Here is a 21,576-nt window from a genome sequence, read left to right on the forward strand (position 1 = left end):
TCCGGCACGTCGGAGACCAGCCCGTGCCCCGGCGGCCCGTGTCCCGCCGGGGCACGGGCTCGGCCGGGCCGGATCAGCGGCGCAGCGGCCCCTCGCAGGTGTAGGCGGCGGTACCGCCCCGGCCGCCGGGCCAGATCTCGACCTTGCCGAAGGAGCAGTTCATGTCGTTGAGGTTGTTGGCGCCGGCGACGTTCTTCGTGCGGCCGAGGATGAAGTAGTCGACGGTGTCGGACATGTCCTTGAAGACCTGGTCGGGGTTGCCGGCGTCGGTGAGGTTGGCGGTGACGAGGCCGGTGCAGACGAAGCGCATCGGCTTGTTGTCCCAGTCGCCGTTGTCCTTGCAGGACGGGGTGGCGCCGGTGGCCCGGACGATGGCGTCCTGGACCTCGGACGGCCAGGCGTGGTCGAGCCGCTCGTTGGGGGTGTAGGTGGTGACCGGGACGTAGAGCTTGTCGACCTCGCCGATCCGGGCGTCGAGGAAGGCGTCGTACTCGGCCTGGAGGGCGGCGTCCGCGCCGACGCGGTTGCGCCAGGCGTTGAAGCCGGCCGGGTCGTCCGCGCGCTGGTAGCCGTACATCTCGCGGAGCAGCGACGGGTGGCGGAGCCAGAGGAACTCGAAGAACGTGCCGGCGTAGTTGTAGAAGTGGAACGCCGGGGTGGACTCGTAGCCGGCGTGGATGAGCTGGTCGACGGTCAGCCGGGGGATGCCCTTGGCCTCGTCGGCGGCGAGCTTGCGGACGAGGGACTTGCGGACCAGGATGCCCTGGTCGCGGGTGGCGCCGTCGAAGAACTCCGCGGTGCCCTCGTCCATCGCGGTGGTCATGTTGTCGGCGTACCAGCGCGGATCGTTGAAGTAGCCCGGGGTGGCCCAGCGGCCGTTGAGGTAGTGCACGTACTCGTGCCGGAACAGCTCCTCCAGGGTGAGCTGGGAGTCCTGGGGCACCCGGCGCTGGTAGGTGTAGAAGGTGGCGCCGCGCTCGATGTAGATGCCGCCGTTGGCGGTGCCGTAGCCGGTCAGCACCGGGTGGTAGACCTCGTAGTCGGCGCGCGACGAGTACAGGTGGATGTGCAGCGTGGTGTTGGTGTCGCCGGCCAGCGGCTGGTCGGTGCCCAGGACGCGGAAGTACTGGCTCTTCACCTGCTTGCCGGCGTAGTACATCTGGTCGACGGTGGCCTTGTCGAGCGCGGTGCGGACCTCGATGGCGCCGTTGTCGTAGCGGTAGGTGTGCGGGAAGAGCCGGTCCTCCAGCTGGCTGACGCAGACGCCGTACTGCTCGCAGACCCCGTAGAAGGCGGCCCAGCCGATGAGCTTGGCCCACGGGTCGGAGTACTCGCCGTACGTCGCCTTCGTGGCGTCGAGGAGCGGGCCGAGGTCGGCGACGACGCCGTCGCGCAGGGCGGCTATCTGGCCGAAGCGGCCGTACTCGGCCATCGCGTCGCGGGCCGCCCAGGCGGTCTTGGTGCCCTTGAGGTGGCCGTAGGAGGCGAAGGCGCGGACGGTGGCGCGGTAGCCGGGGTCGGCGGCGACGGCCGCCATGAACGCCTGGTCCTGGTTGCGGATGCCCAGGTAGTTGAGGTTGAGGGCCTGGAGCACCGCCTTGCTCCACTGGGCGTTGTCCGCGACGGTGGTGCCCGGGGCGAGGACGGACAGGATCCGGCGGGCCAGGGTGAGGTTCCGCTGGCGCAGGCCGTCGCTGCCGGCGGTGATGGCCGTCTCGCGCAGGATCGCGGCCGCCCGGTCGGTGAGGTCGAAGGCGTGGGCGCTCGCGGTGTAGGCGTCGATGGCGCGCTGGATCGCGGCGAGCGTGTCGGCGTCGGTGACGTCGATCTCGCCGTGGCCGTAGTCGTGGTAGACGGTCGCGTGCAGGAACGTCCACAGCTCGTAGAGGTGCGAGGAGCCGGTGCCGTCGTCGGTGGCGGACAGTTCGGTGACGCGGTCGGCCACGGCGCGCACGTGGGCGTCGTCCATGGTGGTGGCGAAGCGGGCGTCCCAGGTCCACAGGATGCCCTTCAGGCAGCCGTCCGCGCTGACCGCGGGGTCGGTGAGGAACGCGACGAGCTGCTGGGGGCCGAGGCCGGTCATGCCGTCGAGGGTGCAGGGGACGCCGGCGGCGGTGGTCGGGGCGGCCGTGCCGGCGGTGTCGGAGGCGATCTGATCGGCCGTCGGGGCGGGGGCGCCGGGCTGGTCGGCCAGCAGACCGGGGATCAGGGAGTCGCCCAGCGAGCCGCCGCCGGGGGCGGGTGCGGCGCTGCCGGGCTCGGCGACGGCGTCGCCGAGGCGGTCGACCTCGTCGTAGGCGGTCCGCTCGGGGACGTCCTGCGCCGTCGTGGGCGCCACCGGGGTGGGCGCGGTGGGGGCCGCCGGTGCGGACGGTGCGGCCTGGGCGCTCTGCAGCGCGGGCAGCGTGAGGGCGGCGGCGAGCGCGGCCGCGAGCAGGATGCGACGTGCGGAGGGGGAGGATGACACCGGGTCTCCTTGCAGGGGGCAGCGGCCGGCCGGGCACACGGTGGCGCGGGCGGCGGCTGCCGGGGTGGGGGTGGGTGAAGGTGCTTCACGGGAGCCGGACAGGGGGCTCCGGCGGTGCATGCGCGGTGCTGTGCTGTGCGGGGCTGTGCTGTGCGCGGTGCTGTGCGGGGCGGTGCGGGGCGGTGCCGGGCGGGAGGATCTCCGCCGTCGGAGGCGTGGCTGGGCAGCCCGGGGCGGCGGCCGCGTTCCGGGTCCGCGGCTGCCGTCGGCGTGATCAGTAACATAGTAATGTGAAATTGCACACGCAAGGGGTGGGAGCCGCCGTTTTCCGCACCCCGCCCGGGGGAGGGTGAATTCGCGTCAGTCCGGCAGCGCCCTCATTCCACCAGTTGCCGGAACTCGGTGACCCGCAGGCCCAGCGCCTGGAAGCGGGCCAGCAGGCCGTACAGGTGGGCCTCGTCGACGATGTGGCCGACCAGCACGGTCTCGCCCGCGAGGAGGCAGCTCTCCAGGTCGGGGAATCCCTCGCGCCGCAGGACGTCCGACATCCAGCCGGCGACTCTGATCTCGTAGCGCATGCGTGGTTCCCCGGATCGGACGTTCCCGGACCGGTCGTTCCCGGACCGGTCGTTCCCGGACCGGTCGTTCCTGGCTCGAACGAGGCCCGGCGGGCCGGTGGCCCGGTGCCGGCCTTCATCCTGACCGGGCCCGCGCGCTCCGGGCATCACCCGACCGAGGTGAACCCGCCCGCTACAGCAGGTGCAGCCGACGGGCCTGCCGGACGGCGTCGGCGCGGCGGGTGGTGCACAGCTTGCGGTTGATGCTCTTCAGATGGGTCTTGACCGTGTTGACCGAAAGGTTGAGCTCGTCCGCGACCTCGGCGGTCGACATCAGTTGCGCGACCCGTTCGAGCACCTCCTGCTCGCGCGCGCTCAGCGGCTCGACCGGCGGCGGGGCGGCCACGGGGGCCGGTGCCCCGCCGTCGGGCAGCAGGTCGGACAGCCACCCGTGGGCGGAGGCCAGCACCGGCCGGCCGCGCAGGAAGGACCGCAGCGACGGGCCGGCCTCCAGGAAGGGCCGGCGCAGCCGGTCGGGCCGGGCCACCGCCAGGGCGTGCGCGACGAGGCGCAGTGCGGCGCCGTCGTGACCGGTGGCCAGATCCGACTCGGCCCGCACCAGCAGGGCGCGAGTGGCGAGGGCCGGGGCGCCGCCGACGTCCCGGGGGAGGGCCTCCAGCGCCGCCTTCCGGTCGCCGCGGGCCAGGTGCGCCCGGGCCGCGACCAGGGCGGCCTCCGGGCCGCAGGCCCGGGCGGCGTCCAGCGCCTCCAGGGCCGCCCGGGGGTCGCCGGTGCCGAGCAGCGCCGCCGCGGCGACGGCGGCCGCGCGCTCCCGGGCCCAGGGCGACGCCTCCCAGGCAGGTGCGGCGGGCGGCCGCCCGTCCGGCGTTCCCTTCGAACGCCCGGGCGGCGCCGGGCGGCCGAGCACGGCGAGGGCTTCGCGCGGGTCACCGCCGGAGAGCGCCAACCGGGCCCGGGTGACGCCGAGCTCCGCCTGCTGCAGGGGGTTCCCGGCGCCTTCCCGGTCCTCCTCGGCGCGCCGGAGGCTGAGCCGGGCCGCCGGCAGGTCGTCGCGCTCCGCCGCGACCTCCGCCAGGACGAGGTGGGCGAGGCCGCACCCGCTGCTCCCGGCCGGCCCCCGCGTCCCCGCGTCGCCCACCGCGTCGAGGGCGTGCGACTCGGCCCGGCCCGGGGCGCCCCTCAGCAGTTCCGCCAGGGCGAGCAGGCTCCGCGACTCCGGCAGGACCACCGGACGGCCCTCCCCGGCCCTCCCGCCGACCGCCGCGAGCAGGCCGGCGCGGGCCTCGTCGACGTTCCCCGCCCACAGCCGGGCGGTGGCGAGCGCGGCCGACGCCAGCGCGGACAGCTCCGGATGGTCGCGCCACCGCTCGGGGACCTCCCGGCGCAGCCGCTCGACGGCGCGCGCGGCCTCCTCGGCTGCCGCGCCGTCCCCGTCCGGGCGGGCCGCCAGCAGGCGCAGGCGCAGCACGGCCGCGGTCAGCCTCGCCGGGACGCCGTCGGCGCCGGGGACGGCCGCGCGCCGCTGGGCGCGGTCCAGGTGGGCGGCGGCGGTTTCGGGGTCCCGCGCGGCCAGCGCCCGGGCGGCCCGGACGAGGTCCGCGGCCGCACCGCCGGTGCCCGGCGGCATCGCGGTGAACACCCCGGTCGGCGCCGCGGCGGCCCGGTCGCCGAAGAACTGCCCGATGGCGAGGTCCTCGACCAGCCAGCTCGCCGCGAGCTCCCACTCCGCCGCGGCGGCCGCGTGCCGCAGCGCCTCGTCGAGCAGACCGGCCGCGTGCAGCCAGCGGGCGGCCGCGGCGTGCAGCTCCTGCGGCAGACCGGGGTGGCAGGCCCGCAGGTGCACCCGGAGGATCTCCGCGAACAGCGGGTGGTGGCGGTACCAGGAGTGGCCCAGCGGGGTGATGAACGCGTTCGCGCGGGCGAGCTCCTCCAGCGTGCGCTCCGCGTCGTCGCGCCCGGTCAGGGCGTTAGCCAGCGACGGGTGGGTGCGGTCGAGCAGGCTGGTGCGCAGCAGCAGGTCGCGGGTCGGCGCCGGCTGGGCGTCCAGGACCTCGGCCAGCAGGAAGTCCGCGATCACGCTGTGCCCGGCCTCGAACTCCTTGAGGTAGCGTTCGCGGTCCTCGGCGTGTTCGGTGGCCAGCGCACACAGGCGCAGGCCGGCCGCCCACCCCTCGGTACGCCTGGTCAGGGCCCGGACGCCGTCCTCGGACAGGGCGAGGCCGTGGCGGCGCAGCAGGACGGCGGCCTCGCCGGGGGTGAAGGCGAGGTCGGCGGCGCGGACCTCGGTGATCTCGTCCGCCGCGCGGTAGCGGTGCAGGGGCAGCAGCGGTTCGGTGCGGCTGACCAGGACGAGGCGCAGACCGTCCCCGGCGTGCCGCAGCAGGGTGTGGAGGTCCGCGGCGAGGCCCGGGGCGGTCAGCCGCTCGAACTCGTCGAGGACGAGGACGACGGGCTCCCGGCGGCCGGCGAGGGCGCCCGCCAGGAGGGCCGGCAGGCCCGGGTCGGCCCGCCCGGAAGGGCGGGCGGGCGCCGGTTCGGCCGGCAGGGGGACGCCGGTGCGGCGGAGCGCCTCGGCGAGCAGGGCCGGGAGGGCGCCGGGCTCGCCGTCCTGCTCCTCCAGGGTGAGCCAGGCGGCGGGGCCCGGCAGCGGCGCGGTCCGCACCCAGTCGCAGACCAGCAGGGTCTTGCCGGCGCCGGCGGGGCCGTTGACGAGGACCAGCGGGTGCTCCCGCACGCCGCGGGTGAGCCGGTCGGCCAGCCGCGCCCTGCGGACGAACGTCGCGGGGACGGGGGGAACCCGCAGGCGGGTGGCCAGGACGGTGTCCGCGGCGGACGGTTCCCGTCCCGGGGGGACGGCGGTCCGGCGCCTCGGCGCTGAGGTCATGGTCATCACCAGCCGTAGTGCCGGACGGGCGTCCGGCGGGGTGCCCTCCCTCGATCCTCGAATGGCCGTCGTCCGGCTGCAACGGCTGGACGGCCCGGATGCGCGGGCCGGGTGTCGCCGGGCCGGTCGGCCGCCGGGTGCCGCCGGGTGTCGCAGGGTCACCCCAAAGAGGTGATCCCGTCGGCGCGGGGCGGCGGTAGCGTCACAGCGGGACGGATCCCCCGGGAACCGGGCCCGGAGCTCGCCCCGGTGCGTCCCGCCGACCGGACCTCTCTCACCAGGAGCGGACGTGAGCAACGAACCCAACAGCGCGCGGCAGCTGGACGAGCCGGGCCCGATCGACTACGTGGTCGTCGAGTTCCCCGGCAGCCGGATGACCGGGGAGGGCATGCCCGTTCTCGTCGACCTGGTCGACCGGGGCATCATCCGCATCCTCGACCTGACCTTCATCAAGAAGGAGGAGGACGGCTCGGTCATCGGCCTGGAACTCGCCGACGTGAACGGCGACGGCGAACTCGACCTCACCTTCTTCGAGGGCGTCTCGTCCGGCCTCATGGGCCAGGACGACCTCGCCGAGGCCGGTGCCCTGATCGGGCCGGGCGACTCCGCCGCGGTGCTGCTCTACGAGAACCTGTGGGCCGCACCGCTGGTCGCGGCCCTGCGCCACGCCGGTGCCCGCATGGTCGCGAGCGGACGCGTGCCCGTCCAGGACGTCATCGAGGCGCTGGACGCGCTCGACACCGTGAGCTGACCGGGGCCGCCCCCGGCTCCGTCCGCCCGCACCCCAAGCCTTCGCACCCCAGCTCTCACACCTCAGGCAGGAAGTCATGCCCGGACTACTTCGAGGAGTCGCACGGACCGCGGTCGTCGCGGGGACGGCCACGGCCGTGTCCAACCGCGTCTCGCGCCGTCAGGCCGGCCGCTGGGCCCAGCAGGAGGCGGCCCAGCAGCCCGTTTACGAGCAGCCCGCGCCGCCGCCCGCCCCGGCACCCGCCGTCTCCATGGAATCCAAGCTCGACCAGCTGAAGGACCTCGCGACGCTCAAGGAGCAGGGCGTCCTGACGGAGGAGGAGTTCGCGGCCCAGAAGGCCCGCATCCTCAACGGCTGAGCCGCAGCCGCAACGGCCCGCCCCGAGCCCGCGCCGCGCCCCAACCCGGCGCGGCCGGTGCCGGGTGGCGCGCCCGCGGTCAGGCGGCCCGGGAACCCCTCGTCCTCAGGACCCCTTGGCTCCAGGACCCCTTGGAGGAGTCGTGAACCGCTGGAAGGCGTTAGCCGTGCTCGGGGCGGCCCAGTTCCTGATGGTGCTGGACGCCTCGGTCATGAACGTGTCGATCAGCCAGCTGGTCGAGGACTTCGACACCGAGGTCACCGCGATCCAGGCCGTGATCACCCTCTACACCCTGGTGATGGCGGCCTTCATGCTGACCGGCGGCAAGATCGGGGACATGTTCGGCCGGCGCCGCGTCTTCGTGGTCGGTCTGGCCGTGTACGGGGTCGGGTCCGGGCTGACCGCGGTCGCGCCCACGCTCGGGGTGCTCGCCCTCGGCTGGTCGGTCATCGAGGGACTGGGCGCGGCGCTCGTCCTGCCCGCCCTGGCGGCCCTGGTCGCCGGCACCTACACCGGCCGCGACCGGGCGGTGGCCTACGGCGTCGTCGGTGGCCTGGCCGGCGCGGGCATCGCCGTCGGCCCGCTGCTCGGCGGCTGGGTCACCACCTACCTGACGTGGCGGCTGGTCTTCGCCGGGGAGGTGGTCCTGGTCCTGCTCATCCTGCTGCTGATGCGCTGGATCCCGCGCGAGCCGCCGCCGGCCCATCGCACCTCCCTCGACACGGCCGGCGTGGTGCTGTCGGCGGCCGGGCTGGCCCTGGTGGTCCTCGCCGTGCTGCAGAGCGGCACCTGGGGCTGGGTCCAGCCGCGCAATCCGCCGTTCACCGTGCTGGGGTTCGCGCCCACCCTGTTCGTCGTCGCCCTCGGCGGCGCGCTGCTGTACCTCTTCTGCCTGCACGAGCGGCGGAGGGAGGCCCGCGGGCGGGAGCCGCTCGTCTCCCTCGACCTGTTCGGCAACGGCGCCCTGCGGTCGGGGCTGACGACGCTGCTCAACCAGAACACCATCCTGCTCGGCCTGTTCTTCGTCATCCCGCTCTACCTCCAGGTCGTGCAGGGGCTCGACGCCTTCGAGACCGGGCTGAAGCTGCTGCCGGTGTCCGTGACGATGCTCGCCGCCTCGTTGGGTGGCTCGCTGCTGCTGCGGGTCGCCTCCCCCCGCACCATCGTGCGCGGCGGGCTGGTGGTCCTCCTCGCCGCCACCCTGTGGCTCATCGGGGCGATCGAGCCGGAGCTGCACGGGGCCTCGTTCGCCGGGGCGATGGCCCTCCTCGGCCTCGGCATGGGGATGCTCGCCTCCCAACTGGGCAACACCGTGCAGTCCAGCGTGCAGGAGGCGGAGCGGAGTGAGGCCGGCGGCCTCCAGTACACCGCGCAGAACCTCGGCTCCTCGCTCGGGACGGCGTTGATCGGCGCCATCCTCATCGGCGCACTGGCCGGTGCCGCGTCCAGCGGGATCGAGTCCGACCCGCGCATCTCCGAGGCGGTCGCCGGGCAGGCGGCCGTCCGGATCGAGGCGGGTGTCTCCTTCGTCCCGGCCGACGACGTGGCGGCGGCGCTGGCCGGCCACCCGGAGGTGCCGCCGGAGGAGGCCGCCGCCCTCGTCGAGAACTACGAGAGCGCGCAGATCGACGGCCTGAAGGCCGCGGTGCTCGCCTGCACCGTGATCACCGCCGCGAGCTTCCTGTTCACCGGCAAGCTCCCGGCGGACCGGCCCGGGCGCGGCCCGACCGGTGGTCCGCCGACCCGACGATCCGCCAGCGACGGGCCGGGCGGCGGGGCCTGAGACCCGGTGACGGCGCGGCGGGCGCGCACGCCGTCCACCCCGGGCACGTCCGCCCAGCGGGTCCGGGCCGGGACCGGCTCGTCCTTCGCCCGGGATTGTCAGTGGCCGGTGCCATGCTGACGGGGTGCTGATCGAGGGATACCCCGGCCCGTTGGTGGCCGGCGAGCCGCTGCTGGACCGCCCGGGTTTCTGGGCGGCCCACCTCCTCGGGCTGTGCGCCCCCGGCCGGGACCAGGATCCGGAGCGGTTCGGCTGCGACGGTGCCGACACCGACGCGCTGACGGAACTGCTGCTCGACCCGGACCGCTGGCTGGTGTTCCGGATACCCGCCGCCGACGGCCGGGTGGTCATGGTCGTCTACCGCAACCTGCCGGGCGATCACGGCGTCGACTGCCTGCTCGGCCGCCCGGGCCGGTCGGTGCCCGAGGAGCTCGTCACCTTCGAGGGCGACCGGGCCGGTCCCGGCCTGCCCTGGGCCGAGCTGGTCGCGTTCGCCGAGTCCCCCGACCGGGAGGCGCCGGGCGTCCAGGACCGTGACGCCCGGCTGCTGCTCCTGCTCACCGCCCTGCGGCGGGGCGGGCTGCCCGCGGACGCCCCGGACCGGCTCGCCCGTGCCCTGGTGGCGGTCGGCGCCCCACCGGACGGGGTGGCCGGTACGGCCCGGCACCTCGTCGAGCACTGGTGCGCCGCGCCGTGGGGTGACGACGCGGCGGGTCCCTCGCCGCTGAGCGGCGGCTCGACGGCCTGAGCGTCGGGTGAGGCCGGTGGGGTGGCTACGGACGGAATCCGGCCGGGGCGCCCCGGGGATCATGGCCGGAAAGGCGCTGTGCGTGGGCGGACGGTCACGACAGGATGGCGGCTGACGCGGACACGCCGTGTCGCCGAGAGAGGAGCCGCCTCATGTCCCGCCTCCGGAACGTCGCCCTGACCTTGGGGTGTACCGCCGCCGCGCTGACGCTGTCGATGACCACGGCGCACGCCGCGCCCGGGGACACGACGACCATGTGCGGGAGCTCGCTCACCCCGGCCGGGTACGTCGACGTGCAGTGGTGGAACAGCTTCAGCTGCGGCTCCACGTTCAACCCGAACATCAAGAAGGTCATGCAGCTCAGCGGCTACCCGGTCGGCACCGTCGTCAACGCCTGCGCCTCGACCTGGCCGCCGGCCGGCTGGGTGCAGGTCAGCGAGTTCTACAGCTCCGGCTGCAACTACTCCGCGGTGCCCAGCTTCAACAAGAACTCCTGGCAGCTGAAGCGGGTCTCCTGACGCGGCAGCCGGGCAGCCGGGCAGCCGGGCAGCCGGGCAGCCGGTAGCCGTCAGTCGTCGTCCCGCACCGCCTCGACCGCCTCGCGGACCTCGGGATCGGGGTCGTCCGCGAGGCGGTCCAGCAGCGCGCCGACGCCGGGGGTGGACCAGCCGCAGACCGCCCACACCACGGCCTCCCGGACGGCGGGGTCCGGGTGGGCCGCGAGCGGCGCGAGCGCGCCCACCGGGCCGCGGCGGCGCAGGCCGAACCAGCCCAGCGTCTCGCGCAGCAGGGCCGGGTCACCCGGGTCACTCGGGTCACCCGCGGCCGCGATCCGCGCGAGCAGAACGGGCACGGGGGGCGGCGGGCCGTCCAGGGGATGCGCGAGGCGGTCGCGCATCCGGCGGCCGCCGTACTCGCCGCGGACCCGGCAGGCGCCGCAGGTGCACGGCCGGGTGCCGTGCGCGTCGGGGCGGTACCGCCAGCCCACCACCTGCGGCGCGGTGCGGATCCGGTGCACCTCGCGGGCGGTCACGGCCCGCGGCAGGAACACCTCCCAGCCGCGCGGGTCGTCCAGCGCGCCGATCCGCCGTACCGCCTCCGCCGCCGGCACCCGCTGCTGGGCGCCCTCGGCGCGGTGCGTGTAGTGGCCGACCAGCACCGGCTGCTCGTCGTCCAGCCGGACGTGCACCGCCACCAGCCCGCCCCGCGTCCCGAACCGGGCCAGCTCCCGCAGCCATTGGTGGGTGAGCTGGTACGAGGGCAGCACCGGAAAGCAGTAGACGCCCCGCACGCCGCCCTGTCCCCGGCTCTCCGCCCGGACACCCGCGCGCCGGATCCGCGCCGCGCTGCCCGCCGAAGTCAGATGCACGAAGATCGCCATGGGCCGACATGCTAAGGCGTGTCTGACGATTCCCGCCGGGCGCGCGACGCTCCTCCAGCCTTCGGCCGGGAGGTACCTCCGGGCACGCACCTCGCCGCGTCGTCGGTCGCCGATGGTCCCCAGCCTCCGGCCGGGTGGGGTCCCCCCAGCCTCCGCCTGGCGATGCGCGCACCCCGACGCCGCGCGCCGATCCGACGCGCATCGTCCGACACGCCCGAGGGCCCCGCCGGGTCGTCGCCCGTAGCTCCCCGGCCGCGGGGGCGGCGCGCCGGGCGGAGTGGTGGCCGGGTCGGCCGAGCGCCGGGGGATAGCATGCGACGGACCGTCACCGCCCCGCCGTGAAGGGCGTTTCCCGATGCGAACCGGCAGCCCCAGCGCCCGGCGTCGAGCCCGGCTGTTGATCCCCCTCGCACTCCTCGTCGTCTGGCTCGGCCTGGGCGGGGCGTTCGGCTCGTACGCGGGGAAGCTCTCCGCGGTGGCCACCAACGACCGGGCCGCGTTCCTGCCGCGCAGCGCCGAGTCCACCGAGGTCGCGCGGCTCGGGCAGGGGTTCCAGAGCGTCGCCGCGGTGCCGGTGATCGTGGTCTGGGAGAGCCGCACCGGGGCCGTCGACGCCACCCAGCGCGCCGCCGCCGAGCAGGCGTTGCGCGCGGCCGCGGGCGTCCCCGGCGCGACCGGGCGGGTCTCGCCCGCGGTGCCCGCCGAGGACGGCCGGGCGTTGCAGGGCGTCGTGCAGCTGCGCGCCGACCTCGGGCGGGGGACCGGTGACAGCGTCCGGGCCGTGCGCGCGCTCGCAGTCCGGGTGCCGGACGCCACCGTCGGTCTGGCCGGGCCGGCCGCGATGGCGGCCGACCTCGGCAGCGCCTTCGCCGGGATCGACGGGCTGCTGCTCGGCGTCGCCCTCGGCGTGGTGCTGCTGATCCTGCTCGTCGTGTACCGGGCCGTGCTGCTCCCGCTGCTGGTGATCCTCGGCGCCGTGTTCGCGCTCGGGATCGCCTGCGCGCTGGTGTACCTGCTCGCCCGGCACGACCTGGTCCGGGTGGACGGCCAGGTGCAGGGCCTGCTGTCGATCCTGGTGATCGGCGCCGCCACCGACTACGGGCTGCTGCTCTCCGCCCGTTTCCGCGAGGAACTGCACCTGCACGGTGACCGGCTGGCCGCGATGCGCACCGCCTGGCGGCGGTCGGTCGAACCGATCGCCGCCTCCGGGGCCACCGTCGCCCTGGGCCTGCTCGTGCTGCTGCTGTCCGACCTGACGAACAACCGGGCGCTCGGCCCGGTCGGCGCGATCGGGATCGGCTGCGCGGTGCTGTCCGCCCTGACCTTCCTGCCGGCCGCGCTCGCCCTGCTCGGCCGCGCCGCCTACTGGCCGGCCCGGCCGGCCGCCGACGGGCGTGCCCCGGTGCACGCCGTCTGGGACCGGGTGGCCGCGCTGGTCGGCCGCCGGCCGCGCGCGACCTGGGCGGCGAGCCTGGCCGTGCTGGCCGCGCTGGCGGCGTTCGCGCCCACCCTGGACTCCGGGGGCGTGCCGCAGAGCGAACTGTTCATCAAGGCCCAGCCCTCGGTCGCCGGGCAGCGGCTGCTGTCCGCGCACTTCGCGGGCGGCGCCGGCAACCCGGCCGTCGTGCTCGCCGCGGCCGGGCAGGCGGAGGCGGTCACCGCCGCGGCCGCCGTCCCCGGCACGGCCGGCGTCCGGCCGTTCACCGGCGGCGCCCCGGGCGGTCCGCCCAGGGTGGTGGACGGGCGGGTGCGGCTGGACGTCACGCTCGCCGACCCGACCGACAGCGACGAGGCGATCGCCACGGTGCGGCGCCTGCGGCAGGCCGTGCACGCGGTGCCGGGGGCGGACGCGCTGGTCGGCGGCTACACCGCGCAGCAGTACGACACCCGGGTCACGGCCGAGCGCGACCGCGCGTTGATCATGCCGGTGGTGCTGCTCTGCGTCCTGGCCGTGCTGGTCCTGCTGCTGCGCTCGCTGCTCGCGCCGGTGCTGCTGGCCGCCACCGTGGCGCTCTCCTACCTGGCGACGCTCGGCGTCAGCGCGCTGGTCTTCCCGCACGTGTTCGGCTTCTCCGCCACCGACCCCTCGGTGCCGCTGTACGGGTTCGTGTTCCTGGTCGCGCTGGGCGTGGACTACAACATCTTCCTGATGACCCGGGTCCGTGAGGAGGCGCTGCGGGTGGGCACCCGGGAGGGGGTGCTGCGCGGCCTGACCGCGACCGGCGGGGTGATCACCTCGGCGGGGGTGGTGCTCGCCGCGACCTTCGCCGCGCTCGGGGTGATCCCGCTGGCCTTCCTCGCCCAGATCGCCTTCATCGTCGCCTTCGGCGTGCTGCTGGACACCCTGCTGGTGCGTTCGCTGCTCGTCCCCGCGCTGGTCCGCGACCTGGGCGACCTGGTCTGGTGGCCGGCCCGGCCGGCCCGGGTGACGGACCGTCCGAGGGTTCCGGCGCAGGTCGGCGAACCGGTCTGACGACGCGGCGCCGCGCCCCGGCCGGCCCGGCCGGTGGGGGTGGCGCCGCCCGTCCCGGCCGGGAGGCCGCGCGAGCCCCGCCCGCTCCGCCGGGGCTCAGACGGGCGGCCGGGCCCGGCGGGCGATCAGCGCCTCCAGCCCGTCGAGGATGCGCTCCAGGCCGAAGTCCAGCGCCTGGTCGCGGCCGTCCGGCGCCGTCATCGCCGCCGCGAGCGCCGGAAAGCGGTCGGCGTGTTCCCGGACCAGCCCGCCGAGGACGGCGAGCAGTCGCGACTCGGGTGCGCCGCCCGGCCCGGCGGCCCGGGCCTGCTCGGCGATGCCGCGGACGTGTCCGGCCAGCAGCGCGGCGGCGTCCATCCGCTCGGGGCCGGTCAGCCCGGTGCCGTCCAGCGCGGCCACCACCCGCTCCAGCCAGGCGAGTTCGGTCGGGCCCATCACCCGGGGGCCGACGGTGGCGTCCAGCAGCCACGGGTGGGCGCCGAAGGCCTCGGCCAACTGGCGGGCCCAGTGGTCGAGCTGCCCGCGCCAGCCGGGAAGGCCGGAGTTCCCTTCGGGTGAGCCGACCGCCGCCTCGACCATCAGCGCGACCAGCTCCGCCTTGCCGGGCACGTAGCGGTAGAGCGCCATCTTGGTGTGGTCGAGCAGCCCGGCGACGCGTTGCATCGAGACGGCGCCGAGCCCCTCCGCGTCCGCGATCTCGATGCCCGCCCTGGCGATCCGCTCCAGGCTGAGCGCCGGCTTCGGCCCCCGGGTCGGCTTCGGGTGCGGGCCCCAGAGCAGCCGTGCCGTCCGGCCGGGCCCGTCGTCGGATCCGCTGGTCAATCGCCGCTCCCGTCTCGTGCCGACGGGGCCCCTTGCCGAACCCCTCAACTGTGTCTACCGTACACAGCAGCAATCAGTGTCCATCGGACACAGTTTTGGACCCCGGCGGAGCCCGGCGGATCCCGACGGACGGAGTGGTTCTCATGGGCGCCAAGGTCCTCATCTCGGGCGCGAGCATCGCCGGCCCCGCGCTGGCCCACTGGCTGGGGCGCTACGGCTTCGAGCCGACCGTGGTCGAGCTCGCCCCTGCCCTGCGCGGCGGCGGCCAGGCCGTCGACTTCCGCGGCGAGACGCACCGGACCGTACTGGCGCGGATGGGCCTGCTCGACGAGCTGCGCCGGCTCGGCACCGGCGGCACCCCGATGACCTTCGTCGACGAGCGCGGCCGCCGGCTGCTGCACCTCCCCGCCGACTTCGCGGGCGGCGAGATCGAGGTGCCGCGCGGCGAGCTGGCCCAGGTGCTCCACCGGCACAGCCTGCCCTCCACCGAGTACGTCTTCGGCGACTCGATCACCGCGCTCCGGGAGACGGCCGCCGGCGTCCGCGCGGAGTTCCGGCGCGGCACCCCGCGCACCTTCGACCTGGTGATCGGCGCGGACGGGCTGCACTCCAACGTCCGCCGGCTCGCCTTCGGCCCCGAGCAGCGCTACGTCCGCCACCTCGGCTACTACGCCGCCACCTGGCAGTTGCCCAACCACCTGGGCCTGCCGCCCGGTGCGGTCGGCCTCAACGTGCCCGGCCGGCTCGCCGCGCTCGGCGCGGACCACCGCGACCACGCCCGGGCCGGCGCGTTCGTGCTCTTCGCCTCGGCCGGGCTCCGCTACGACCGGCACGACACCGAGCAGCAGAAGGAGCTGGTCCGGCACGCGTTCGCGGGCCTCGGCTGGGAGGTGCCGCGGCTGCTGGACAGCCTGCGCGAGGCCCCGGAGCTGTACTTCGACTCGATCAGCCGGGTGGACGTCCCCGGCTGGTCCAGCGGCCGGGTCGCCCTGCTCGGGGACGCCGCCTGCGGCGCCACCATCGGCGGCATGGGCACCGGCACCGCCGTGGTCGCCGCGTACGTCCTGGCCGGCGAACTCGCCCGCGCCCGCGGCGACCACCGCACCGCCTTCACCCGGTACGAGAGCATCGTGCGCGGCTACGCCGAGGGCTGCCAGAAGGGCGGCGACCGCACCGGCCCGTTCCTCGCCCCGCGGACGGCCGCCGGGCTGCGGCTGCGCAACGCGCTGCTGGGCCGGCCGTGGATCCTGAACCGGATGCTGGAGCTGGGCAAGAGGGTCAGCACCGTCGCCCTGCCGGACTACCCGGCCGAGCTGACGCCCCGTTGACCCGGGGCCCGTCCGGCCCCGTCCTCACTTCGGCGGGGTGATCCGGCCGCCGCCGTCGAGCACGGCCTCCACCGACACGGCGGCCCGGGCAGGGCGTTCGACGGCGAGGGTGTGGTCGGGTGCGGGCCGGTCGGCCGCCCAGTCCGGGCCCTTGACGGTGAGCCGGGTGACCCGGCGGCTGCCCGCCGCCAGCAGGAACTCGGTGCCCTGCGGGGAACGCCACCACGTCCAGCCGACGGTGTCCGGCTCGAACCGGCTGCACGCCCGGCCGGGGCCGCCGCCGGTGCGCTGCGGGCCGCGCGCCCCCGGCAGCAGCACGGCCGTCACGGCGCTGCCCCCGCCGTTCCAGCGGTCCGCCCGCAGGCAGACCCAGGAGGCGGCGCCCGCGTTCTGCGGCAACTGCTGCACCGCGAACGCCCAGAGGTTCAGCTCCTTGACCCCGGGCGTGCCGTCCGGCACGGCGCAGCCGGCCCGCGCCCAGGCCTGCAGCGCGTCCGGGGTGACCGCCTCGCGCGGCTCGGTGGCCGACTGGCCGCGGTCCGGCGGCGGGGTGTAGCCGAGGTGGGCGGGGACGAGCCCGCCGAGGTCGGCCAGCAGGAACGCCTGCTTCTCCGGGAGCACGGGGGAGGAGCGCAGCTGGAGCACGGTGGCGCCGCGGCAGTCCGCGAACGCACCGGGGGAGTTGGGGCCGGTGGCGACGGCCGGCGCGGTGGCCGTGACGCCGTCCGCCCGGTCCAGCGGCTTGGCGGGCGCGTCCGGCTGGTCGATCCGGCGGGTCTCCGCGGTGTCGATCCAGGGGGCGAGCAGGTAGCGGGCGGAGGTGCCCTGGCGGTGCAGCACCACCGCGCCGGCCGTGGTGACGGAGGAGTCGTCGGCCCGGGCGAGATCGAGCCCGCCGCCGCGCCCGTCGCCGCCCCGGCCGTCGGTGTAGCGGGCGAGCCGCCCGCCGTCGTACAGCACCACCACGTCGGTGCCGTCGACCGTGCCGGCGAACAGCAGCTGCGGCGGGCCGGCGGGCGGGCCGGTGGCGGTCCCCGGTTCGGCCCTGGTCTGCGGGCCGGGGCGGGACCAGGCGGCGAGGGCCCGGCCGAGCAGCGCGGCGTCGTCGCGGCGGTCGCCCCGGGCCGGCCAGGCGGAGAAGTCGACCCGGGCGGTGTGCTGCCACTGGTCCGGCGCCACCCGGACCAGCGCGGCCGGATCGGGCGCCGTCCCGGCCGGCGGGACGGGGAGCGGGCGGGCGGGTGCCGCGGTGGCGCCGCCGCCGGTGCCGGCCAGGGCGGCCGCCGTGCCGGTGAGCGCGAGCGCGGCCACCGCCACGGCGGCGCCGAGGGCGCGGCGGCGGCGCAGCAGGTCGGTCGGCTGGACGCGGACGGCGCAGGGGTCGAAGGCGGGCCGTCCGGCCTCCGGGGCGGGCAGCGCCGCCGCGGCGGCCACCGCCCGCTCCGGGTCGGCCACTCCGGCCCGCCGCAGCAGCTCGGCGGCCGCGCCGGACGCCAGCCCCTCCACGGCCAGCAGCGCGAACGCGGCCCGGGCGGGCACCGGCAGGGCGGCCAGCGCCCGGTCCAGCGCCGCGTCCTCCTCGCCGCCGCCCGGCGTGAACAGCCGCAGGCCCCAGACCCGCGGCGCGAACAGCCGGTCCGCCGGCCGTGGGCGCAGCGCGGACCGCAGCACCCGCAGGCGCAGCGCGCCGTACACCGCGTCCTCGTCCTGGCCGGCCGGGGCGTCCGGGCCGCCGGAGCGGCGGGTCCAGCGGGACGGCAGGGCCCGTTGGACGGCGGCGTGCGCGGCGAGCACCCGGGTGTGCCGGTCCCGGTCGGCCGGCAGGGCGAGGTACGCCAGCCGCACCAGGCGGCGGTAGTGGCGCACCAACGCCGCCTCGGCCCGCGCGACCGGGTGCGCGGCGGCACCCCGCAGCGGTGATCCGCCCTCCGACCGTCCTGCCACCGTGGCCTCCCGCCGCCGTGAGTCGTGCTGGTGGTGGACGGTCCAACGAGTCGATCATGTGATGGTTGCGCCGCCCGGGGCGGGCGGAAGCCGGCGGCCCCCGGCCGGGGCAGGGGTCCGCCGGTCCGGCGCGTCGGCGCCGGGGAACGTCCTCAGTCCGGCGAGGGGGACGGGCGAGCCGCACGCGCGCCCGGTCCCGCGGGGTGTGGGGGCGGTGTTCGCCGGGCGGGGCCGTTGGTCCTTCGCGTTCAGCCCCTTGGCCCCTGGCGGGGCGCACGGGGAGGAGCGATGCTCCAGGTAACGGGCCGGACGGGGGTCGTCCGGCCGTCCGACGCTCGCGGACGAGGTGAACCGGCGTGCGGCATGCCACCGTCGAATCAGTGATGACCAGCCCCGTGGTCCGGGTCGCGCCCGAGACCGGCTTCCGGGAGATCGTCGCGCTGCTGGCCGAGTACGACATCACCGGTGTCCCGGTGGTGGACGCCGACGGACGGCCGCTCGGCATCGTCTCGGAGGCGGACCTCCTGCTCACCCTCGCCGCCCAGGAGGACCAGGGCAGCCTGCTGCCGGCCCCCGAACTGGCCCGGACCGGTCCGGGCGGCGCCGTCACCGCGGCGGACCTGATGACCGGCCCGGCGGTGTGCACCACGCCCGGCACCAGCGTGGTCGCGGCCGCGCGGCTGATGCGCCGGCACGGGGTGAAGCGGCTGCCGGTGCTGGACGCGGAGGGCCGGGTGTTCGCCATGGTCAGCCGCGGTGACCTGCTGCGGATCTTCCTGCGCGAGGACCGGGTGATCCGCCGGGAGATCGTCGAGGAGGTGCTCGGCCGGGTCGAGGGGGTCAGCCCGGCCGAGGTGGGGGTGGAGGTGGACCAGGGCCGGGTGGTGCTCAGCGGCAGCGTCCCGGAGCCGCACCTGATCCCGATCGTGCTGAACCTGTGCCGCTCGGTGGACGGCGTCGTCTCGGTCACCGACCGTCTCGGCAGCAGCGGCGCGGCGCCGACCCCGGTCGGGTGACGCGGCGCCCGGCCGCTCCCTCGGGCCGCACCCGCCGCGGACCCGGAGGATCCGCTTCGCATACTGCGGACGGTGCCGGGTAAGTCACTCTTTGTGTGCGCGGCGGCGCCGTGGTCGTCGCGCACCCGGAGGCACCGGGGAGGCGGCCGTGGCAGTCGTGTTCGACGCGGACTTCACTTCGACCAGGCAGTGGACGGCGGGGCGCACCAGCGCCTATCCCCGGATGGGGCCGACCAACAGGGGGGACCACAAGCTCGACTTCCTCAGCCGGGCCTACTGCCCCGGCGGCCGCTTCACCGCGACCCGCCGCCGCGGCGGGGAGCTGTGGACGTGCAGCCTGCTCACCACCGAGGGGAGCCCGGAGGGCTTCCAGGTGCGCACCGGTGACGTGCTCGGCGCCCGGGTCACGCTCCCGGTCCAGCTGGGGGCCTGGCCGGCCATCTGGACCTGGCGGGACGGCGGCAACGAGGTGGACGTCTTCGAGTACCACCCCGACAACCCGGACCTGCTGGAGATCTCGAACCACGTCCGCGGGGGCTTCCGCTACTGGCACGGCGGGTCGGCCGGGATAGCCCCGGGGGCGACCTTCGGCCTGCGCGTGGTGCTCGGCGCGTACTCGGTCGACTGGTTCGTCAACGACACGCTGGTGCACGCCGACCGGCGCGGGGTCGGGCCGGACTGGCACGCGTACCTGATCGTCAACCTCTCCGTGGCGGACGGCACCTACCACGACCGCCCGCCGCTGGGCGGGCCGAACGTGCTGAGCTGGGTCTGCCACGGCCTGTGGGTGGAGCGCTGACCGGCGGGGCGGTTCCGGGGCGGCCGCCGCTCCGGGGCCGTCCCCGGTTCGGGCGTCCGGCTCGGACGTCCGGTTCGGGCGGCCGGTTCAGGCGTCCGGCGGGAAGGTCGCGGTGATCGGGCCGCCCGGGCCGGAGCGCTGGAACCAGACCACCCGGCGGTACGGGCCGATGAACGCCGGGTGCGTCACGTAGAGGTCGTCGCGCGGGGCCCGCTCGTTGCCGGGGGCGAGTGCGGCGTCGACCGCGTCCGCGGCGATGGTGCGCAGCAGCGCGTGGGCGGTCGCGGTGGCCGCGGACGGGGCGATGGCGAGCGCGGTCAGCTCGTTCCAGAGCCGGGTCGAGACGTAGCTGATCGGAGCGTGGCCGAGCGCCGGGTGCCGGTACCCGTCCTCGTAGCGGCGCAGCACCCCGGCCGCGACGAGCCGCTCCCGGTCGTCGCCGGGCGGGTGGTGGTCCATGGCTCGCAACGCTACCCCGGCGGGCCGGGGTGGCGTGACGGGAGTACCTTTCCGGACATTCTCAGACAATCCTCAGGACCGGCCGGTCGTTTCCGGGCGCACGATGGTGAGTGGGGCGCCTCGGCGTTGGGAGGTAGTCGCGATGCGGCACTGGAACGGGCACGGGCACGGCCTGAGCGGCTGGGGCCTGGGGCTGATGGCGATCATGATGCTGCTGGCGCTGGTGGTGCTGGTGCTGGCCGCCGTCGCGCTGGTGCGCCACCTCTCGCGGACGCCGAAGCCGGTGCCGCCCGGCGGTTGGGGTCCGCCGGGCGGGGCGGCCGGGGTGCCGCCGGGCCGGGCGGCGTCGCCGGCGGCGGAGCAGCTGCTCGCCGAACGGTTCGCGCGCGGGGAGATCGACGCCGGGGAGTACCGCCACCGCCTGGACACCCTGCGCGCCGCGAACGGGCCGGCGCCCGGGAGTGGGCCGGCGTCCGGGGGTGGATCCGGCGCGGGGTGGGGAGGGTCGGGAGGGTCGGGGCCCGCTCCGGGGTCGGCTCCGGGGAGTGGGGCGGGGAGCGGGGCGGCCGGGGGTTGAACGGGCGCGGGGCCCGCCGCACGGGTGTGCGGCGGGCCCTGCGGTCGTAGCGGGTGCGCGGCCCTTACTCGACGACGAGCTCGACCGGGATGTTGCCGCGGGTGGCGCGGGAGTACGGGCAGACCTCGTGCGCCTGCTTGACCAGCAGCTCGCCGTTCTCGCCCGCGAGCGCGTCCGGCAGCTCCACGCGCAGGACGACCGCGAGGCCGAAGCCGGCGCCGTCCTTGCCGATGGAGACCTCGGCGGTCACCGAGACCTCGCTGGTGTCGACCCGCGCCTGCCGGCCGACCAGGCTCAGGGCGCTCGCGAAGCAGGCCGCGTAGCCGGCCGCGAACAGCTGCTCGGGGTTGGTGCCCTGGCCGTTGCCGCCGAGGGCGGCGGGCATCGCCAGCGCCAGGTCCAGCTGTCCGTCGGAGCTGACGGCGCGGCCCTCCCGGCCGTTCGCGGTGGCCACTGCGGTGTAGAGCGCGTCCATGGGTCCGTGTCCCTTCCGTCCTGCATCGGTCGTGCTTCTGTCCTCGGCGGTCCGGTGGGGCCGCCTTCCGGAGACAAGTAGAGCACGCAATTCAATTGCGCACAACTGAATGGTGCACGCGGTGGTCGGTACGATGGATCCATGGCCAAGCTCCCCGAGTCCGCGCCCGCGACCGACGTCGTCCGCCCCGAGCCGGACGACGCCGGCCTGCTGCGCGACGAGCACCTGCTCCGTCTCGACCAGCAGATCTGCTTCTCCCTCAACGCGGCCTCGCGCGCCTTCGGCGGCGTCTACCGGGTACTGCTCAAGGACCTCGGCCTGACCTACCCCCAGTACCTGGTCATGCTGGTGCTCTGGGAGCACGGCGACCTGCCGGTGAAGCGGATCGGTGAGCGGCTTCGGCTCGACTCCGGCACGCTCTCCCCGCTGCTCAAGCGGCTGGAGGCGGCCGGCCTGGTGCGCCGCGAGCGCAGCCCCGAGGACGAGCGCTCCGTCACCGTCAGCCTCACCGACGCCGGGCTGGCCATGCGCGACCGCGCGGGCCAGGTGCCCCGCCGCCTCCTCGCCGCCACCAGCCTCCCGGTCGAGGACCTGGCCGCCCTGCGCTCCCTGCTGGACCGGCTCACCGGCGCGCTCGACACCGCGGTCCTGGCGGCCGGCACCGACGACTGACCCCGGACCGGCCTCGGACGCCTCGCCCCGGCCTCCCCGGAGGCGGAGGCGGTGGCGCGTA

Annotated in this window: 19 protein-coding genes; 11 read left to right on the plus strand and 8 right to left on the minus strand. The window is 76.1% G+C overall.

The genetic code is table 11. The features are described from left to right. Window positions 1-73: 73 nt before the first annotated feature. The 3 genes from ACFVHB_RS08400 to ACFVHB_RS08410 all read right to left on the minus strand — a co-directional run bounded on the left by ACFVHB_RS08400 (window position 74) and on the right by ACFVHB_RS08410 (window position 5,929). Window positions 74-2,467 (minus strand): collagenase, encoded by a 2,394-nt coding sequence (locus ACFVHB_RS08400; protein WP_380317086.1) that lies wholly within the window; start codon window positions 2,465-2,467, stop codon window positions 74-76. Between the two features lie 377 nt (window positions 2,468-2,844). Next, window positions 2,845-3,045, minus strand: coding sequence for a hypothetical protein (locus tag ACFVHB_RS08405; RefSeq protein WP_380317089.1), 201 nt, complete (start codon window positions 3,043-3,045; stop codon window positions 2,845-2,847). A gap of 172 nt (window positions 3,046-3,217) precedes the next feature. Beyond that, window positions 3,218-5,929: a LuxR C-terminal-related transcriptional regulator gene (locus ACFVHB_RS08410; protein WP_380317092.1), complete on the minus strand. Its 2,712-nt coding sequence runs from the start codon at window positions 5,927-5,929 to the stop codon at window positions 3,218-3,220. 289 nt (window positions 5,930-6,218) lie between these two features. Between ACFVHB_RS08410 and ACFVHB_RS08415 the strand changes: the two genes are divergently transcribed. From ACFVHB_RS08415 to ACFVHB_RS08435, 5 genes are all read left to right on the plus strand, one after another. Further along, window positions 6,219-6,680 (plus strand): DUF6325 family protein, encoded by a 462-nt coding sequence (locus ACFVHB_RS08415; protein WP_380317095.1) that lies wholly within the window; start codon window positions 6,219-6,221, stop codon window positions 6,678-6,680. Between the two features lie 76 nt (window positions 6,681-6,756). Continuing rightward, on the plus strand, window positions 6,757-7,038 hold the full coding sequence (locus ACFVHB_RS08420; protein ID WP_380317098.1) for an SHOCT domain-containing protein: 282 nt from the start codon (window positions 6,757-6,759) through the stop codon (window positions 7,036-7,038). Window positions 7,039-7,180: 142 nt separating this feature from the next. After that, window positions 7,181-8,821, plus strand: a complete 1,641-nt coding sequence (locus tag ACFVHB_RS08425) for an MFS transporter (protein WP_380317101.1) — start codon at window positions 7,181-7,183, stop codon at window positions 8,819-8,821. Between the two features lie 124 nt (window positions 8,822-8,945). Next, window positions 8,946-9,569 (plus strand): hypothetical protein, encoded by a 624-nt coding sequence (locus tag ACFVHB_RS08430; RefSeq protein ID WP_380317104.1) that lies wholly within the window; start codon window positions 8,946-8,948, stop codon window positions 9,567-9,569. A gap of 152 nt (window positions 9,570-9,721) precedes the next feature. Then, a complete protein-coding gene (locus ACFVHB_RS08435; protein WP_380317107.1) occupies window positions 9,722-10,087 on the plus strand; it encodes a hypothetical protein in 366 nt (121 codons plus the stop codon). A 50-nt stretch (window positions 10,088-10,137) separates the two neighbouring features. Here ACFVHB_RS08435 and ACFVHB_RS08440 read toward each other — a convergent pair whose 3' ends face one another. Continuing rightward, entirely contained in the window at window positions 10,138-10,950 is an 813-nt protein-coding gene (locus ACFVHB_RS08440; RefSeq protein WP_380317109.1) for a HEAT repeat domain-containing protein, read from the minus strand. Window positions 10,951-11,305: 355 nt separating this feature from the next. On the opposite strand from ACFVHB_RS08440, the gene ACFVHB_RS08445 reads away from it, so the two are divergent. Next, window positions 11,306-13,423, plus strand: coding sequence for an MMPL family transporter (locus tag ACFVHB_RS08445; protein ID WP_380317112.1), 2,118 nt, complete (start codon window positions 11,306-11,308; stop codon window positions 13,421-13,423). A 96-nt stretch (window positions 13,424-13,519) separates the two neighbouring features. On the opposite strand, the gene ACFVHB_RS08450 is transcribed toward ACFVHB_RS08445, so the two are convergent. After that, window positions 13,520-14,245, minus strand: coding sequence for a TetR/AcrR family transcriptional regulator C-terminal domain-containing protein (locus tag ACFVHB_RS08450; protein WP_380317115.1), 726 nt, complete (start codon window positions 14,243-14,245; stop codon window positions 13,520-13,522). A gap of 143 nt (window positions 14,246-14,388) precedes the next feature. Here ACFVHB_RS08450 and ACFVHB_RS08455 point away from each other — a divergent pair, with 143 nt between their 5' ends. Further along, the gene (locus ACFVHB_RS08455; RefSeq protein WP_380317118.1) at window positions 14,389-15,573 is read left to right on the plus strand and encodes an FAD-dependent monooxygenase; all 1,185 of its coding nucleotides are present in this window, start codon (window positions 14,389-14,391) and stop codon (window positions 15,571-15,573) included. Between the two features lie 24 nt (window positions 15,574-15,597). On the opposite strand, the gene ACFVHB_RS08460 is transcribed toward ACFVHB_RS08455, so the two are convergent. Continuing rightward, window positions 15,598-17,517: a hypothetical protein gene (locus tag ACFVHB_RS08460; protein WP_380317121.1), complete on the minus strand. Its 1,920-nt coding sequence runs from the start codon at window positions 17,515-17,517 to the stop codon at window positions 15,598-15,600. Between the two features lie 383 nt (window positions 17,518-17,900). Between ACFVHB_RS08460 and ACFVHB_RS08465 the strand changes: the two genes are divergently transcribed. Next, window positions 17,901-18,533 (plus strand): CBS domain-containing protein, encoded by a 633-nt coding sequence (locus ACFVHB_RS08465; RefSeq protein ID WP_380317124.1) that lies wholly within the window; start codon window positions 17,901-17,903, stop codon window positions 18,531-18,533. Window positions 18,534-18,681: 148 nt separating this feature from the next. Next, window positions 18,682-19,332 carry a beta-glucanase gene (locus tag ACFVHB_RS08470; protein WP_380317127.1) on the plus strand — a complete coding sequence of 217 codons (651 nt, stop codon included), beginning with the start codon at window positions 18,682-18,684 and terminating at the stop codon, window positions 19,330-19,332. Window positions 19,333-19,419: 87 nt separating this feature from the next. Here the strand turns inward: ACFVHB_RS08470 and ACFVHB_RS08475 are convergent, their stop codons facing one another. Further along, window positions 19,420-19,791 carry a hypothetical protein gene (locus tag ACFVHB_RS08475; RefSeq protein WP_380317130.1) on the minus strand — a complete coding sequence of 124 codons (372 nt, stop codon included), beginning with the start codon at window positions 19,789-19,791 and terminating at the stop codon, window positions 19,420-19,422. Between the two features lie 142 nt (window positions 19,792-19,933). Here ACFVHB_RS08475 and ACFVHB_RS08480 point away from each other — a divergent pair, with 142 nt between their 5' ends. Then, complete coding sequence (locus ACFVHB_RS08480) at window positions 19,934-20,368, plus strand: hypothetical protein (protein WP_380317133.1); 435 nt, start codon at window positions 19,934-19,936, stop codon at window positions 20,366-20,368. Between the two features lie 64 nt (window positions 20,369-20,432). On the opposite strand, the gene ACFVHB_RS08485 is transcribed toward ACFVHB_RS08480, so the two are convergent. Next, window positions 20,433-20,843: an organic hydroperoxide resistance protein gene (locus ACFVHB_RS08485; RefSeq protein WP_380317136.1), complete on the minus strand. Its 411-nt coding sequence runs from the start codon at window positions 20,841-20,843 to the stop codon at window positions 20,433-20,435. 141 nt (window positions 20,844-20,984) lie between these two features. Here ACFVHB_RS08485 and ACFVHB_RS08490 point away from each other — a divergent pair, with 141 nt between their 5' ends. Further along, complete coding sequence (locus tag ACFVHB_RS08490; RefSeq protein ID WP_380317139.1) at window positions 20,985-21,515, plus strand: MarR family winged helix-turn-helix transcriptional regulator; 531 nt, start codon at window positions 20,985-20,987, stop codon at window positions 21,513-21,515. The last annotated feature ends 61 nt before the right edge of the window (window positions 21,516-21,576 follow it).

The organism is Kitasatospora sp. NPDC127111 (assembly GCF_042677465.1).
In the GTDB taxonomy this organism is placed as follows: Bacteria; Actinomycetota; Actinomycetes; order Streptomycetales; family Streptomycetaceae; genus Kitasatospora.

Excerpts from the sequence above, each read along its gene's own strand:
- ACFVHB_RS08405 (WP_380317089.1), bottom strand. The coding sequence starts at position 3,045 with ATGCGCTACGAGATCAGAGTCGCCGGCTGGATGTCGGACGTCCTGCGG.
- ACFVHB_RS08410 (WP_380317092.1), bottom strand. The coding sequence starts at position 5,929 with ATGACCTCAGCGCCGAGGCGCCGGACCGCCGTCCCCCCGGGACGGGAA.
- ACFVHB_RS08420 (WP_380317098.1), top strand. The coding sequence starts at position 6,757 with ATGCCCGGACTACTTCGAGGAGTCGCACGGACCGCGGTCGTCGCGGGG.
- ACFVHB_RS08435 (WP_380317107.1), top strand. The coding sequence starts at position 9,722 with ATGTCCCGCCTCCGGAACGTCGCCCTGACCTTGGGGTGTACCGCCGCC.
- ACFVHB_RS08440 (WP_380317109.1), bottom strand. The coding sequence starts at position 10,950 with ATGGCGATCTTCGTGCATCTGACTTCGGCGGGCAGCGCGGCGCGGATC.
- ACFVHB_RS08445 (WP_380317112.1), top strand. The coding sequence starts at position 11,306 with ATGCGAACCGGCAGCCCCAGCGCCCGGCGTCGAGCCCGGCTGTTGATC.
- ACFVHB_RS08455 (WP_380317118.1), top strand. The coding sequence starts at position 14,389 with ATGGGCGCCAAGGTCCTCATCTCGGGCGCGAGCATCGCCGGCCCCGCG.
- ACFVHB_RS08465 (WP_380317124.1), top strand. The coding sequence starts at position 17,901 with ATGACCAGCCCCGTGGTCCGGGTCGCGCCCGAGACCGGCTTCCGGGAG.
- ACFVHB_RS08475 (WP_380317130.1), bottom strand. The coding sequence starts at position 19,791 with ATGGACCACCACCCGCCCGGCGACGACCGGGAGCGGCTCGTCGCGGCC.
- ACFVHB_RS08480 (WP_380317133.1), top strand. The coding sequence starts at position 19,934 with ATGCGGCACTGGAACGGGCACGGGCACGGCCTGAGCGGCTGGGGCCTG.
- ACFVHB_RS08485 (WP_380317136.1), bottom strand. The coding sequence starts at position 20,843 with ATGGACGCGCTCTACACCGCAGTGGCCACCGCGAACGGCCGGGAGGGC.
- ACFVHB_RS08490 (WP_380317139.1), top strand. The coding sequence starts at position 20,985 with ATGGCCAAGCTCCCCGAGTCCGCGCCCGCGACCGACGTCGTCCGCCCC.